This is a genomic window from Aquimarina sp. EL_43 (assembly GCF_943422735.1).
In the GTDB taxonomy this organism is placed as follows: Bacteria; Bacteroidota; Bacteroidia; order Flavobacteriales; family Flavobacteriaceae; genus Aquimarina; species Aquimarina megaterium.
The window spans coordinates 363,701-379,843 of sequence record NZ_CALSBR010000001.1 but is presented as its reverse complement, the minus strand read 5'-3'; the positions used below and the strand labels follow the sequence as shown (position 1 = coordinate 379,843).

15 protein-coding genes are annotated in these 16,143 nt (G+C 31.8%); 11 read left to right on the top strand and 4 right to left on the bottom strand.

Annotated elements, in window-relative coordinates; translation table 11 throughout:
- Nucleotides 1-48: 48 nt before the first annotated feature.
- The 4 genes from NNL09_RS01830 to NNL09_RS01815 all read right to left on the bottom strand — a co-directional run bounded on the left by NNL09_RS01830 (nt 49) and on the right by NNL09_RS01815 (nt 3,983).
- The gene (locus NNL09_RS01830; RefSeq protein WP_196908919.1) at nt 49-2,517 is read right to left on the bottom strand and encodes a hypothetical protein; all 2,469 of its coding nucleotides are present in this window, start codon (nt 2,515-2,517) and stop codon (nt 49-51) included.
- Nucleotides 2,518-2,634: 117 nt separating this feature from the next.
- A complete protein-coding gene (locus NNL09_RS01825; RefSeq protein WP_196908918.1) occupies nt 2,635-3,141 on the bottom strand; it encodes a nucleotidyl transferase AbiEii/AbiGii toxin family protein in 507 nt (168 codons plus the stop codon).
- Nucleotide 3,142: 1 nt separating this feature from the next.
- Entirely contained in the window at nt 3,143-3,319 is a 177-nt protein-coding gene (locus tag NNL09_RS01820; protein WP_165583380.1) for a hypothetical protein, read from the bottom strand.
- A 61-nt stretch (nt 3,320-3,380) separates the two neighbouring features.
- Nucleotides 3,381-3,983, bottom strand: coding sequence for a ribonuclease HII (locus NNL09_RS01815; RefSeq protein ID WP_196908917.1), 603 nt, complete (start codon nt 3,981-3,983; stop codon nt 3,381-3,383).
- Nucleotides 3,984-4,117: 134 nt separating this feature from the next.
- On the opposite strand from NNL09_RS01815, the gene NNL09_RS01810 reads away from it, so the two are divergent.
- The 11 genes from NNL09_RS01810 (at nt 4,118) to NNL09_RS01760 (ending at nt 16,092) form a co-directional block, all read left to right on the top strand.
- Complete coding sequence (locus NNL09_RS01810) at nt 4,118-6,106, top strand: putative porin (RefSeq protein WP_196908916.1); 1,989 nt, start codon at nt 4,118-4,120, stop codon at nt 6,104-6,106.
- 15 nt (nt 6,107-6,121) lie between these two features.
- A complete protein-coding gene (locus NNL09_RS01805; protein ID WP_025667625.1) occupies nt 6,122-7,255 on the top strand; it encodes an AraC family transcriptional regulator in 1,134 nt (377 codons plus the stop codon).
- 99 nt (nt 7,256-7,354) lie between these two features.
- Nucleotides 7,355-8,998, top strand: a complete 1,644-nt coding sequence (locus NNL09_RS01800) for a serine hydrolase (protein WP_196908915.1) — start codon at nt 7,355-7,357, stop codon at nt 8,996-8,998.
- A 316-nt stretch (nt 8,999-9,314) separates the two neighbouring features.
- Nucleotides 9,315-10,472 carry an integrase core domain-containing protein gene (locus NNL09_RS01795; protein ID WP_196912086.1) on the top strand — a complete coding sequence of 386 codons (1,158 nt, stop codon included), beginning with the start codon at nt 9,315-9,317 and terminating at the stop codon, nt 10,470-10,472.
- Nucleotides 10,473-10,675: 203 nt separating this feature from the next.
- Nucleotides 10,676-11,677, top strand: a complete 1,002-nt coding sequence (locus tag NNL09_RS01790; RefSeq protein WP_196912049.1) for a hypothetical protein — start codon at nt 10,676-10,678, stop codon at nt 11,675-11,677.
- A 76-nt stretch (nt 11,678-11,753) separates the two neighbouring features.
- Nucleotides 11,754-12,371, top strand: a complete 618-nt coding sequence (locus NNL09_RS01785; RefSeq protein ID WP_196912048.1) for a hypothetical protein — start codon at nt 11,754-11,756, stop codon at nt 12,369-12,371.
- Between the two features lie 79 nt (nt 12,372-12,450).
- Nucleotides 12,451-13,047, top strand: coding sequence for a trans-aconitate 2-methyltransferase (locus NNL09_RS01780; protein WP_196912047.1), 597 nt, complete (start codon nt 12,451-12,453; stop codon nt 13,045-13,047).
- Nucleotides 13,048-13,187: 140 nt separating this feature from the next.
- Nucleotides 13,188-13,802 carry a hypothetical protein gene (locus NNL09_RS01775; protein WP_196912046.1) on the top strand — a complete coding sequence of 205 codons (615 nt, stop codon included), beginning with the start codon at nt 13,188-13,190 and terminating at the stop codon, nt 13,800-13,802.
- A gap of 51 nt (nt 13,803-13,853) precedes the next feature.
- Entirely contained in the window at nt 13,854-14,246 is a 393-nt protein-coding gene (locus NNL09_RS01770) for a hypothetical protein (RefSeq protein WP_196912045.1), read from the top strand.
- A 217-nt stretch (nt 14,247-14,463) separates the two neighbouring features.
- Entirely contained in the window at nt 14,464-15,351 is an 888-nt protein-coding gene (locus NNL09_RS01765) for an alpha/beta hydrolase (RefSeq protein ID WP_196912044.1), read from the top strand.
- Between the two features lie 273 nt (nt 15,352-15,624).
- Nucleotides 15,625-16,092, top strand: coding sequence for a GNAT family N-acetyltransferase (locus NNL09_RS01760; protein ID WP_025667633.1), 468 nt, complete (start codon nt 15,625-15,627; stop codon nt 16,090-16,092).
- Nucleotides 16,093-16,143: the final 51 nt, after the last annotated feature.

Below are 16,143 nucleotides of genomic sequence, written 5' to 3'. Positions count from 1 at the left end.
GAAATTTAAATTTCAGGTTTTCTTTTATCGATGTTTTTTAACAATGAATTAATTTATTTGGTAGATAAGTACTCCATTTTCTTCTCCCTGAACTACAAATTCGAGATTAGGATCTTTATCCATATTCCCTAAACTTAAGACAGAATTACCATAAACCGGGAAATTAGGAAATAGCTCAGCATTGCTATCATACAAGTACACTTTTTTGGCTTGTATATCGGTAATAGTAATGTATATCTTATTATTGATAAAATAAAGTTTTGGTTCTGTATACACTCCAAAATCAAGTTCAAGGGTTTTACCTTTTATAGTAAGCTTATTTTCAGAAAAAGTAACCAGGGTTTTATTGGTAGCTACCATTCTATTATCCTCATGCAAACTTAGATTTTGCTCTACAGCATTACCATCGTTTTGTACTTGAATTAATTTTCCACTTTTGGTAGTAGATGTAAATTTGTTCAGGTACTGGTACCATTCATTTTTAGAGAAATCAACTTTTTCTTTTACATTAACTCGCGGTTTACCTATTCGATCCAGGATAGTTAATGTTCCATTTTTTTCAGAAAGTAAAATATAATCTTTGGTTCCGATTCTAATATGTTTTGGCGGTAAAATAAGCTCTGTTTCTGTGTTTTTAAATCTAAAACCAGTTACAGCTTTTGCCTCTGCATCAAACATTTTTATTTCATTGCCCTGGGTAATAACAATACGATAACGCTTGCTTTTGTCATAATCAAATAACGCAAGAGGTTGTGTAATTGGTTTTTCAAATGTCTTAGGGTATGGTTTTACATCTTTTCCATCGCGATCGACCAGGTATAGAGTATTGGCAGTGTTAAATAATAGTTGGTATCTGCCATTTTTGTAGATATCGATTTGTTGAATATCACCTAGTATTTCACCATCGACTTGTTTTTTCCAGAAAATAGCACCTTTATCAGAAATTAGATATACGTTGTTTTCGATATCCTGTACTGCCACATCCATACCTTTGGTTCTGTGGTTTTTAACAAGAACAGGTCTGGTTAGTACTTTATTTTCTAGAGTAGTTGATGCGGTTTGTGTGACAGATGTAGCTGCGCCTTTAGCTTTGCTTTTTTGTAAAATGCTATGCACATGAGCAAAATCGTTTTCTTTTATAATCTGTACTATTCCTATTTGATATCCTTTATCCTTAAGTGCTTCCCATTGTGACGAATATTCTTCTTCAACATTTTGAGAAATGTATTCTTTTGTGTTTTTGATAGTACCTGCTATTAATATCGAAGATTCGTCGGATAAATCTTTTACAGTTGTTTTGTAATACTCTTGATCATAGAGTAATGTTTGATTAAGGATATTGGCAATAATATCTTTAAGAGCCCCGATAGAAGATCCGAAAATGATAAAATCATCCCGAACAAAATAAAACTTAGCGTCAAAATCGTTTACCAAAGGAGTAAGGATTTGCGAAAAAGCAGAGGAGCCTTTATAACTGTATATCGGTGTATTTCTATAGGTGTCTACCTTATCTCCTGCCAGACTTTCCTGGGCCGTTTCGGGGTTTAGAGAATTTAGAACTAATATATTTTCTTTTTCAAGAAAAATCATACCGATTTCAGAAACACCCGATAATATATCGTCTAGATCTCCAGGGATATCTTCTAATTCTCTATCCTGTGCTACAGATAGATTTTTCTTCAATATATCAAAGTCATCATAAGTATAAGAGATAAATCCTCTTGCAGTAACAGGTGTCACTTTTGAAATTTTATTTTCCTGGGCAATTGTATTATCAAAAATCCCAATGGTACTGGATAGTGAATCTTTTTCTATAGCAATACCATCTAGGTACATTGCATCTTGTCCTATAGTAGCATCGGCTGATATCCAACCGCTAAAATTTTGCAAGCTTTTGAGGTCTGTATTAGGCAGTAATGTATTGTGAATGTTTTGTAATTTTTTTCCGTTGACCAGTACAGATAATGTATTTTCGGTACCAGACACTTCATATACTTTTTGTAAATCTTTATCAATAGGAATTGGAGCGGCTTGCATTCGTATTGCATTTTCGATCAATAATTGAGAAGAAGAGGCAATAAGCAGACTATCCTGTCGGGTGGCAAAAAACGATTCTCCTTTTGATGTAACCTTATAAATGGTATTCTCAGAATAATTTATAGTTTCAATCTGCTTTGTATTTAGCGAATCGGCATTGATTACAGAAGGGTCGAATTTTGAAATATAAGTATACTCATAATCGTTTTTTCCTAATGGAGAGAAACATAATATACTTTCAGTTTTATAAGTTTGATCCAGGATAGACAAGTTTTTGAAGTATTCAAAAAAAGCGATCTGATTATTGTTTTTGATAAAATTATTATCTCTTAATTTACTGGCAGCACCTTCAAGGTTATTAATTTTTATAATGACTTGAGTATCTCTTGGGATGTGATCCAGTAAAGAATTTGATTTTTTCGATGTGTCCTCACAAGAAATAGCAATAAAAATTAAAAGAACAGCCGCTATCTTTTTCATTATACCAATGCGTTTTGTATTCCTGAATTTGGTTGTCAAAATAAAAAAGTTCAATTTCCTGGTTTGCAAAATATAAAGTCTAATTTAATAATTTATTTAACTTAAGGTATCTAAAATTCATTTTTCACCTTTACGTTTTTCTATGTCTTTTTTGATTTCTTGTAATTGCTGAACATCAAGCAAATCCTTTGGTCTCTGAGCTTTAATTTTACTGTTGATCAAATCTTCATAAGAGATTACATTCCACTTTAAAAATTCATTATTATTTATGACTACAGATTCACTATCCTTATATACTTCTTCAAAAGTTTTATCAGAAGAGAAATTAGTTATCAATTCAAGGTCTATATCAACAGGTGAAAATTTGATAGAAATATTCTGTTTTTGTTCCTTAACATCATCTGGGAAGTCATTAATTTCATATCCCATTTCTCTAAAAACCCTAATCAAACCATTTAAGTTTTTTTGAGTAACATCTATCCAAAAATCAACATCTGCAGAATGCCTCTGATACCCATGAAAATTAACTGCACCACCTCCAACCATAATCATTCTAACATTATGTTTGTTAGATAGCTTTATAAAAGTATCTATTTTTTCTTTCCATTGAGTTATACTATCCATCTTAAAGGTTAATTACAAAATTATTTCCTTTTTCATTTTTTTTTGAATGAGAAGGGAAACTATTAAAAATATAAGCCAATTCAATAAAAGAATAAATTCTATTGGCAGGAGATAACTCTAAAAATCTATCTCTTTGTATTTGATTACTCTCTTCTTTTGATCTAAAGTTTATTTCCATCTGTTTGTTAAATTCTTTTTTAAACCAAGCTTTTTTCTTTTTTGTATTTTCAAAGATATAATTATTTAAGATCTAGTGTAAGTTGTTCTGGTAATAACCTAAAGCTTTTCCTGTGATATTTGGTAATACCATATTTACGAATGGCATCTCGATGTTCTACTGTTGGGTATCCTTTATTCTTTTTCCAGTTGTACATAGGGAACTCTTCATGTATTTTTTCCATAAACTCATCACGATATGTTTTTGCCAATACAGAGGCTGCTGCAATGTTTAAATATTTTCCGTCTCCCTTAATAACGCAAGTATAGGGTATATTATGATATGGCTTAAATCTGTTTCCATCTACAATGATATGTTCTGGTTGGGGTTTTAATTGCGTTATCGATCTTTGCATAGCCAGAATAGAAGCATTTAAAATATTGATCTCATCAATCTCTTCCATAAAAATATGTGTAACACCGTAGGTCAAAGAGGAGTCTTCTATTATAGGTTTTAGTAGATTTCTTTTGGCTTCGGTAAGTTGTTTAGAATCGTTAAGGATCGAATTATTGAAATCATCGGGTAAGATTACGGCAGCTGCTGTGACAGGACCTGCCAGGCATCCTCGTCCGGCTTCATCGGTACCACATTCGAGAAGATCAGGATTTAGTTTTAATGTAAGCATAATACGAAGATACAGTATGCATAGAATACCAGAAAACTATTTTTATAAATTGATTAAAAAGTTAATTTAAACAAACAATGAGTATCATTTACTTTCGTTAAAAAAGTATATTTTTGCCACAGTTTAGCATTCTAATGAGAAAAAACATAATATTTATAGTTGCACTGTTATCGGTTTCGATGATATGGGCACAAAGAGATCAGGAGAGAGTAGGCGATGCTTCTAATGCAAGAGGAGATGGATCTCAAGAACCCAGAAAATCGTTAAGACAGCCAAAGACTAAAAAAAAGAAGCCACCGGTTACAGAATATAAGATCATTACGATAAAAAATGATACCACGTATCAGGATACAACATTAACGATACTAAAGGATTATAAATTTAATTATCTGCGTAGAGATGATTTTGAGTTGCTTCCTATTCATAATGTTGGGCAAACCTATAATAGTTTGGCAAAGCGAGAAGAGCGAGACCATATATTACCACTTATGGGAGCCAGGGCCAGGCATTTCAATTTTATGGAAGCCGAAGATATAAAGTACTACCAGGTACCTACCCCGCTTACCGAGTTGTATTTTAGAACTACTTTTGAACAAGGGCAGCAACTAGATGCTTTTTTTACGGTAAATACTTCACCAAGACTTAATCTTTCGATTGCCTATAAAGGTGTAAGGTCTTTGGGAAAATATCAACATGCTCTAACGAGTACAGGTAATTTTAGAGCTACAGCTAGTTATTCGACCAAAAATGACCGGTATAGAGTACGTACACATTTTGTATCACAAGATTTGCTTAATGAAGAAAACGGAGGATTATCAGAAGAAGGGCTAAATCAGTATTTGGGTACAGGCAATTTTGTTGGAGAAGAAGATGAATTTGCAGATCGAGGTTCGGTGTCTGTTAATTTTCAAAATGCCGAAAGTATATTACTAGGAAAACGATTTTATCTAAATCACGAATACGCAATACTTAAAAAAACAGATAGTTCTTCTACAGCATTGTCGGTAGGACATATAATGGATCTTACAGATAAGAGATTTAAATATGATCAGGCAGCAATTGCTCCCAATAATCTCTTGGGGGCATCCTATGTAGCTACAAATATTTCTGATAATGTAGCTTTAGAAGATTTTAGTAATCAGGTATTTGTAGATTTTACCAATAAGTGGTTGGGGAATCTGCGTGTACGGGGCGGAAGCTCTAATTATAACTACGGGTATAATGCAATTGTAAATCAGGTAAACAGTTCTGGTGCTCAAATAAATATAACAAATCGTATTAAAGGAGATATATATTCTGTTGGGGGTGAGTATAAGAATACCTATAAAGGATTTAAGCTGTTTGCAGACGGAATGACCATTGTTTCTGGTGATTTTACAGGAAATTATTTTAATGCAGGTGCAGGGTATGACCTTAATGATAGCTATGGTATCCAGGCCAAAGTAAGTTCTACATCTGTTGCTCCCAATTATAATTTTTTACTCTACCAAAGTGATTATGTAAACTATAACTGGCAAAATAATTTTGATAATACCGAAACTCAAAAAATACAGGTTAATATCAAAGCCAGGAAAATTGCCGAAGTAGAAGCGAGCTATGCTACAATTAGTAAGTATACCTATTTTACAAAGAATGCCAATTCTGCAATTGTACCCCTACAAGCTCCAGAAAGTATTGATGTACTGAAGGTAAAACTTTCACAGGGACTTAAATACTGGAAACTAGGTCTTGATAATACCGTAATGTATCAAAACATTCAAGGAGGAGATCAAATATATAATGTACCCGAAATTACCACCAGAAACAGTTTGTATTATCACGATCACTGGTTTAAAAAAGCATTGTATTTACAAACAGGAGTCACTTTTAAATACTTTACAAGCTATAAAGCAGATGCATACGATCCTGTGTTGTCCGAGTTTTATGTTCAAAATACCGAAGAGATTGGTGGTTACCCTCAGTTTGATATCTTTTTTAATGCCAAGGTACGACAGACAAGAATCTTTTTTAAAGTCGAAAACTTTGGCGAAGCCTTTAGACAAAACAACGAGTTTTCTGCACCAGGATATGCAACACGTGATGCTGTATTGCGCTTTGGTTTGGTTTGGAATTTCTTTTTGTAACCGAACCATTATATAATGTGCGAATTCAATTTAAATATTTTCAACCTTATTATAATAGCGTCTATATTTATAGGAATCACATTTGGACTATTACTTATTTTTACTAAGCGAATAAATAAAAAAGCTAATGTACTACTTGGCTTAGTTACTTTTATTATTGTTTTTTGGAATATTTGGATATTAAGTTTGGATTTTCAAATCACTAATTATATACCACATTTTTATTTAATACCATTAAATTACTCTTTAGCTCTCGGACCATTATTATATTTATATGTAAAAAAAATAACCAATTTTGGTTACCGTCTTTCTAAAAAAGACAGCATTCATTTTTTGCCATTAGTACTAGAACTCGCAATACATTTTATGATTAGTCGTGATGCACTTGTTAATAATACTATTGGTATAGAAACGAATACCTATCTTCAATTAATGCCTGTTGTTCAGTTTTTTGCAATCATTTCTATAGTAACCTATTGTTTATATGCTTTAAAAGAAATTAAAGTTTATCATACATGGTTAAATAAAAATTACAGCAATAATGATGCATATAGCTTAAGGTGGTTATATAGGTTGATTATCGTATTTGCTGTACTTTGGTTTTTATGGACACCTTATACTATTATTGATTATGTAGTGTTTAATTTTCAGTTAGGCATAAGTGATTATTACCCAATTTATGCAGTACTGTCTATTATCACTATTTGGATTAGTGCAGAAGCTTTTTTAAGACCAGAAGTAATTTTACTCGAGGCTAATAGAGAAAATAGTATTGATAAAGAAAAGCCATCTGAAGAAATCTACAAAAAAGCATCTTGGTTAAAAGAACAAATGGTAGCTAATCGTTTTTATCTTAACTCAGAATTGACATTAAAGTCTTTAGCAGAAAGTCTTAATATGCACCCCAATATTTTGTCTAAAGTAATAAACGATGGTTTGGATAAAAATTTCTCGGATTTTGTAAATGAATATCGTGTAAATGCTATTATCGAAAAATTACATAGTGGTAATTATGATCACATAACCTTATTAGGTTTGTCTTTTGAGTGTGGTTTTAATTCAAAAACAACTTTTAACAGAGTCTTTAAAAATATTAAGGGCATTACTCCTTTGCATTATAAGAAATCAATAAAAAAAGACTCTCAATAGCGTTAAATGAGTCCCATTCTATAATATGGAGCTTTTGTAAGCCCTGGTAGATCTATGTTTGTTGAATAATTCAATTATCAATCAAACATGAAATCAAAAATGAAATCAAATTGTTTAGTACTTATTGTTTGCTTCATCGTAGCATGCAATACTAGTAAAAGTTCAACACCAAAAAATTCTCAAAAAAATGAAATTGAGAATCTATTTTTTTCAAAGGTTGACTTTAAAAAAAATAAACCTACACCAAATAACTATGTCAATAGTTTTACACTTAATAAAGATGAGTTTCTGAACATTCATTTTACATTAGATAAACCTCTTATTGAAAGCCTTAAATTATTAGCTCCAGGCTTATCACAAGATCAATTATTGAATAAAGGGAATTTTCAATTTTCGTTTTTAGTAGATGGCAAAAAAGTTCATGTAGAAAATTTAAACAAAGGTGCAGGAACTATAGATGCTAAGACAACCAAACTTAAACATATGGTTCCGTTAATGTATCCCGAACAGATTGATTTTTGGGGTTGGTTTATGTGGCTAAAGTTTATGAAATTAAGTGGAGGACAAGATGTTCTCGTAGAAGGTAACCATTCTTTAACTATTGAAGTAAGACCCTATTTAAAAGAAGAAACGCTAAAAGTAGGTGCGATTTTAGCCAAAGGAAATATAACAATCGAAGTGGCCAAAATTGCTATAGACGAAAGTCTAATACCAGTTCAAAAAATACAGCCCGATAGTGGTTGGCAATTATCTAAAGATAGTTTTGATCGTCACAAAATAGAAGCACTAAATAGAAAAATAGCTGAAAAAAGATTCGAAAATATTAATGGAGTTGTCGTTATAAAAGAAAACAAGCTTTTAATAGAAGAATATTTTAATGGTGAAGACAGAAATAGTTTACACAACTCAAGATCTGTAGGGAAATCATTTGCATCTACAGTGCTGGGGATTGCTATTAAAGAAAACCATATCAATAGTGAAAATGCATTTTTAAAAGATTTTTACAAATTAAAATCCTTTAAAAATTATAGCAGTAAGAAAGATTCTGTAACATTAAAATCTCTTCTAACTATGAGTTCGGGATTTCTTGGTGATGATAGTGATTACAATAGTTTAGGAAATGAAGAAAATATGTATCCAACCGATAACTGGGTTAAATTTTCACTTGATTTACCAATGCAAAAAGATAAAACAATAGGAAAAGATTTTACTTATTTTACTGCTGGAGTTGTGATCTTAGGAGATATCATTCATAAATCTGTTCCTGAAGGGTTAATTTCTTATGCAGATAAAAAATTATTTGAACCACTTAATATTACCAATTATAAATGGCAATACACACCACAAAAAATCGGTAATACCGCCGGCGGAATACAGTTAAGAGCCATCGACTTTGCTAAGTATGGGCAATTATACAAAAACAAAGGAAAATGGAATGGCAAACAAATTATAACAGAAAAATGGGTAGAGAAAAGTGTATCAAAACAAGTATCACAAGCCTATGCTGGTATAAAAGATGGCTACTACGGCTACCTTTTCTGGAATAAAATATATACCATTAATGGCAAAGATTACCCAGTTTCTTTTTGTAGTGGTAGAGGTGGGAATAAGATTTTTATCTTTAAAAACATTCCTTTTGTTGTTGTTATTACTTCTTCTGCATATAACAATCCAAATGCTCATGCTAATGCAGACAAAATGATGAAGGAATATATATTACCTGCAATAATAGAGAAAAAATAAAGCCAATAGCCAGCAATGTATAAAAACGTAGGATGGTTTAAGATAGTTTGAAAGGCTTCGAAATTTACTAAGTCGCCAAATCTTTAATTAGACATTTGCAAAAAAATGATAAAAGCGAAATATTTATATTTGATTTAGTGCCAATCTAAAAAATATCGTTAATTAACCGCCCTACGTTTCTTATACAAAACGTTAGTAATAATTTGGTACGTTAAACAAACATCCTTTACAAAGTTAAAGAAACATAGTTTACACTTTTTAAGGTATAATTTGAGGGAAAAATCAAATTATCATGCCTTGGAAAACGACAACAACTATGAAACAAAAAATTGAATTTATCTGTGAATGGCGAACAGGAAAGTATACCATCACAGAATTATGTAAGAGTTTTGGAGTCTCCAGACCAACAGCCTATAAATTGATTCATCGATTCGAAAATCAAGGCTTTGAAGGTCTAAAAGAACTATCCAGAAAGCCTGGAAAACATCCTAATACAACGGATCAAAAAATCATTGAAAGTATTCTTAAGTTAAAAGAAAAATATAAGTTATGGGGGGCGAAGAAAATTAGGGTTTTATTGTTTAAAGAATTTCCAAAAGAGCAAATCCCTTCTGTGGTTACGGTTCATAATATTCTTCGAAAAAACGGTTTGGTATCCCCTCAAAAACGAATGCGTAGAGTAAAGCCTATACACCCTATTTTTGACCCCAAAAACTGTAATGAAGTATGGAGTGCCGATTATAAAGGTAAGTTCTTAATGGGTAATAAAATCTACTGTCATCCACTAACTATAGCGGACTCTAAAAGTCGATTCTTATTCGCCGCCAAAGGACATTACAAAGAAACACTAAAAGCTGCCAAGACAGCATTCACAAAGGTTTTTAGAACCTACGGCATCCCAAAACAAATACATACTGATAATGGAAGCCCCTTTGGATCTGTAAGAGCCATACAACGATTTACACAACTCTCTTATTGGTTTATAGAACTAGGTATTATCCCTGTATTTTCTGACCCAGCACACCCAGAACAAAATGGTAGACATGAACGTATGCATCGCGATTTAAAAGCGGCTTGTGCCAAACCTTCAGCCTTTGATCTAAAAGCACAACAAAGGCGTTTAAACCACTTTGTAAAGGAATATAATCACATAAGACCACACGAAGCTTTAGATATGAAAACACCAGCGGATGTACACGATTTTTCCTGTAGACCATTCCCTGAAAAAATAAAAGATTTTGACTATGATTCTAAGTATAAAATTCTAAAAGTAACGAAGAGCGGAGCTATAAGATGGAAGTCCTATTATTGGGTGTATTTAACTGCAGCATTAAAAGGAAAATATGTAGGAATCCAAGAGCTAGGTAATGGTATTTGGAAAGTCTATTATAGAAATGTATTTTTAGGTTTCTTTGATCAAAGAAATCTAAGACATAAACAACAATCAACAAGGTTAGAAACTAATTTAGTGTAAACACCTAATCTTTAACTTGTGTAAACTATGTATCTTAACGAACATTTATAATAGGATTTCTGTATTCAAGCTCTCAAAAAATAAGAAACAAATAACTTTCTAAGAACGTGAACTCTATCTAATTCATCAAAAAAGATTCACAAGGATTGTGTAACATAAATAAGTTTTTAAACTCTGATATTTAGAATCAATCAATCAATCAAATGAAAAACTTAAGTATTTACTTCCTTACTCTTATTTCAATTTTATTAATAAGTTGTAACTCAAACTCGAAAAAAGAAACTATTTCAGATGATAAAGAAGTAATAAAGAACTCTTCAATCAGTAAAGTTGAAGACACCAGAGTTATAAAGGTTAAATTAGGTGTTAATTCTAATCAGATATCTAATGAATGGAAAAATGTATTAGTAAGCAGGAAGAATGCTGCTATACTTGACTCTCTATCAAATGTGATTAAGCAAATAACAGAAGAAGAACAAGATTGGATCAACTTAATTGAATCCAAAACAACTAAATGGAATACTTTTAGAGACTCACTAAAAGTACCTTTTCAGAATATCAAACTTAAAGACACCATTTCTATCCTTTTAGGATATCAAGGTGGTGATGATGCTTTTACCTATAAAAATAAAACTGTTTGTCTCGATGTAAATGCATTACACAGAGAATACGGATCAGCAAAAAAACCTGCTAATGACAATCGAATTGACCGTATATTTGCACACGAATTTACACATTTACTTCATAAACAATGGGCAAAGGAAAACAACTTAAAACTCGATACATTTAAAGATCAGATTTTGTGGGAATGCGTAATGGAAGGTTTTGGGATGTATCGTTCGATGTCTACTAAATGGTTTCCTGTAGGAGATTCTTTATCCATGACATCAAAAAATACTTTTAAAAATTTGTATCCAATATTTACTGAAAAAATCATTAAAGTATCTACACAGTCAAACCTTACAAGGGAAGAAGAAAACAATTTGCACGCAAACCTATCTAGAGGTCCTATGAAAAAAAAATGGGGTGCTATGCCAGTTGCTGTATGGCTCGCATTAGAGGCAAAAGGGAATGATGAGAATCTGGTGAAATGGGTAAACAAAGGACCAGATGCCATAATTCTATTAGCTAAAAAATATTTAACAGGAGAAAGTAAAACTAGGTTTGAAAAGGCTTTTCCAGATAATCAGGACACAAACGATTAGCTATAACTATATAATGAGTGATGTACTCAATAACTTAAGATAACAAACGTTTTCAACTTAAATCGTTACAAAACAAATGAGTTGGTCTATACCTAAGCAAAAGTTAGTACTTATAACCTTAGTATTCTGTTTATTCAATCTAAATGCTCAAGAAAAGAGTAATATAACTTTTCGGATAGAACCTGGGATTCTCTTATTTTCAGAATCCGGAAATTTAGAATTATTACTTAATGTTGAACCCAAAATTAAAATTTCAGAAAATAAGGTTATCGGATTAAGATTTGGGGTTGCATTAAATTCTCAAAAATTTGAAAATAATGATAGTGCTCAATTTAATATTGATGATCAATCTGATAATGCCGTCATTTCGTTTGTACCGACTTTCGATTATTACTTAAATGAAAATAATTATCGTCCTTATGTAGGTTTAGGGGTAGGATATTATTTGTTGAGCTATATCGATGTTTCCCCAGTTGGCTCTGCAGATGTGTTAGAAGGAAGTGTTAATAACCAGATAGGTTTTCTATTAAGAGGAGGATTTGAATTTGGTAAAACAAGACTTGGATTAGAATATAATCTTATTCCGAAAGCAGATATAGAACTACCGAGTGGCCAAATCATAGGAACAGTAGATAGTGGCTATTTAGGACTGTCTATTGGATTTACAATCGGAGGTAGGAAAAACCAGAATTAATTACGAATTTGGTTATTTTAAACCGATTAAACTGCAACAACACTTATCTTTAATGTATTGTAGTATATAGAAAATAAAAATGAAAGAAGAATATTATAAAACTAAAGATTCTGTTGAAGAATATATCAGATTAGCAAAAGAGGTGAATGGAGGTGAGCTGATTGAAAAACTTAAAGAGTTCTTACCCTCGGATTCTACTCTACTTGAAATTGGAACAGGGCCAGGAACTGATTGGAATATCCTTAATAAAGATTACAAGGTTATTGGCTCAGATAATTCTAATGAATTCCTAAAACACCTTATTTCAAGCTATCCTTCGGGTAGATTTCTTGATTTAGACGCTGTTACGTTAAATACAGATGAAAAATATAATGGAATATATTCTAATAAAGTAATGCATCACTTGAAAGATAGTGAGCTTAAAAATTCAATTAAGAGGCAGCATGATATTTTGAAATCAGGTGGGATTATTTGTCATTCATTTTGGAAAGGAGAAGGTTCAGAAATTTTCAAAGGCCTTTTTGTAAACTATCATACAGAAAAATCATTAAGAGACTTTTTTGAGGATTATTTTGAAATACTCTTGATAATGAATTATACAGAATTTGAGGAAGCAGATTCCCTTTTATTAATTGGAAAGAAAAAATACAACATCACAACAAAACTTAAACGGTAGTTTTTAGACAAACTACCATTGCATATATCGCTTCATTGGAATCACACTAAGAAACATTAAGCAGAATACGAAAGCATAAAAACCGAATTTGATATAAATCAAATGATACGTTATAATTTAGATTGACCTTTGTGAAAAAAATGATGAAACGAATTCATTATATCTCGGGGGTTATAATTACAATTTTTATAAGCTTTCACTTGTTTAACCATAGTTATAGTCTTTTTGGGGTAGAGGAGCACATCCGATTAATGGATAAATTTCGTTGGGTATATAGAAATGTTTTTGCCGAAACTCTTTTGTTGATAGCAGTGTTCATTCAGATTTTTTCTGGGATACGACTATTTTTAAGAAGGAGAAAAAATACCACTGGGTTTTTCGAAAAATTACAAGTATGGAGCGGATTATATCTAGCCGTTTTCTTTGTGTTTCATCTTGGGGCAGTATTCACAGGTAGGTTTTTTTTAGATTTAGATACCAATATTTATTTTGGAGTAGCAGGGTTGAATACTTTTCCGATAAATCTATTTTTCATACCCTATTACGGGCTTGCTATACTTTCGTTTTTTGGTCACATTTCGGCCATTAATTACGTCAAAATGAAAAACAATGTATTGGGACTCACACCTCGAAAACAATCTGTTTTAATACTTGTACTTGGTGTAGTGGTAACGCTGGTACTATTTTATGGATTAACAAATGGATATAGAGGAATTGAAATACCAAAAGAATATCATATTTTGATAGGAAAATAAAGAACGAACACATAATACCGAAGTTAAGATGAGTTCACTAATAATTAAGTAATGAATACATATTTGTGTATAGCAGGAATGCTATGTTTTCTCTTAGGAATTGTTCATTCCATTCTTGGAGAATATTTGATTTTTAATAGCAAAAGAAATAAAGGAAACCTGGTTCCTTCAAAAAAAAGCGAAGCATTAAAAGAAAGGCATTTAAGGATATTATGGGCAACCTGGCATTTGGCTTCAGTATTTGGCTGGTGTATCGGGGCGGTATTGATCAAAATTTCGGTAGAATACAATGAGCTGAAATCAACTAGTATTGATTTTATAATACTGTCTATCATATACACCATGTTCCTGACGTCTCTTTTGGTTTTAGTAGGTACTAAAGGAAAACACCCGGGATGGGTAGTTCTTTTACTAATCGGGATACTATTAGTAATTGGAAACTAATCAAAAACAGCGGGATATTTTAGTATGCTAGATTGTATGATATGGATTTAATTAAGACTTTATAGGATCGTTTTGATATTTTTAGAAACGGTTATTAATATGTGTGCAAGATTACATAATAAGTATATGTGTACTAGTACACATATATCATTGTTACCAAACATTTTGAAATATTAAACAATGAGAAATTAAGACATTTATAATAAGGAAAGGAAACATGAAAACAACGCAATTATTAATATTGACATGTGTTTTATCACTCAACACCGTCTTTGCTCAAGAAAATAATATAAACGATGGGACACAAACGGTAGAAAAGTCTTATTTAGAATTACCTCGGATACAGGTAATCCCAATAAAGGATACTAAAAATGACAGGCAATATGAACTTTACGTTAAGCTACCAGAGGGATATTCAGAAAACGGTGACATCAAATATCCCGTGCTTTATTTTACTGATGCCCTGAAGCACATCGAAATATTATCAGGCTCCGCTGAACACGTGGTGGAAAACACTATTTTGGTTGGCATTTCCTGGCAAAAAGATCTAAAAGGAAAATTAGGTGCATTAGGAGCACATGCAAGTAGATTTCGAGATTACTCAATAATGAAATCAAGTAATCCAGAACATCAAGCTAAATATCAACGTGGGCAGGCCAGTAATCATCTGGATTTCATTCGTAACGATGTTATTAAGTATGTTGAAAACAACTATCAAACTGATTCTGATAACCGCAGCTATTTTGGGTATTCCATGGGCGCAAAATTTGGAGCATACATATTATTTGTACAACCAGACACTTTTAAAAACTACATTCTTGGTAGCCCCGGAGCTTTATTAGACGGATCATACATTTATGAACATGAGCCTATTACCGCCTTGAATCAAAAAGAGCTAAATGCTAATGTTTTTGTGTCAATTGGCGCATTAGAAAAAGAAAGTATGCTTGGACATGCTAAAGGTCTTGTTTCCATATTGAAAAGCAAAAATTACACAGATGTATCATCAAAGCTTGTAGTGATTGAATCTGCTAACCATGGTGGAGCTTTTCCCATGTCGGCAGTTCGTGGTATGTATTGGTTATCAGACTTGACAAAAGAATAGCGTATCAAAGCATAAACCGAATCTAAAAACACAGTATGTTTTATTTTGGTTATTTTTTATTAGTAGAAATTGACAAAAAAACAGGACGATATAGTGTGTTAAGATATATAATCCAGGTTTAATCCAGGATTTTTAAAAACTATTCTTCAAAATCGGGTTTTGTGGGGTGGTTTAGGTATTTTAGAAACTAGTATAGATAAAATACACATAAGTATATAATGATTGTATGTCTACTAGCATATACGGTGTTGTAAGTAGAAATAAAACTCAGTTATGAAGATATCTTTAGCAGAAAAAAAAGATCTTAAATCAATATTAGAATTGCAAAAAGCTTGCTATTTAGAAGAAGCAGAATTATATAACGATTTTTCAATTCCTCCATTAACACAAACCTTAGCATCAATTGAACTTGATTTTGAAAACGAAAAAATCTTAAAAATTGAATCTGATGGAGAAGTAATAGGTTCTGTTCGAGGAAGTTTAGACTCAGATACCTGCAAGATTGGTAGGTTAATTGTAAAAAAAGAATTTCGAAAACAAGGATTAGGAACACGATTAATGAATCAAATAGAGTCTCAGTTTAAGGCTGCAAAGCGTTTCGAACTGTTTACAGGACATAAAAGTGATAGGAACTTAATACTCTATACTAAGCTTGGATATTCAGAATTTAGAAAACAAAGGATAAACAAAAAACTGGAATTAATTTTCCTCGAAAAAAATAATACTAAGAACAGTCACTAAAACTGTGTCCTAAAAAGGCATCAACCCTAAACTTAATCTAATACCTTTTTC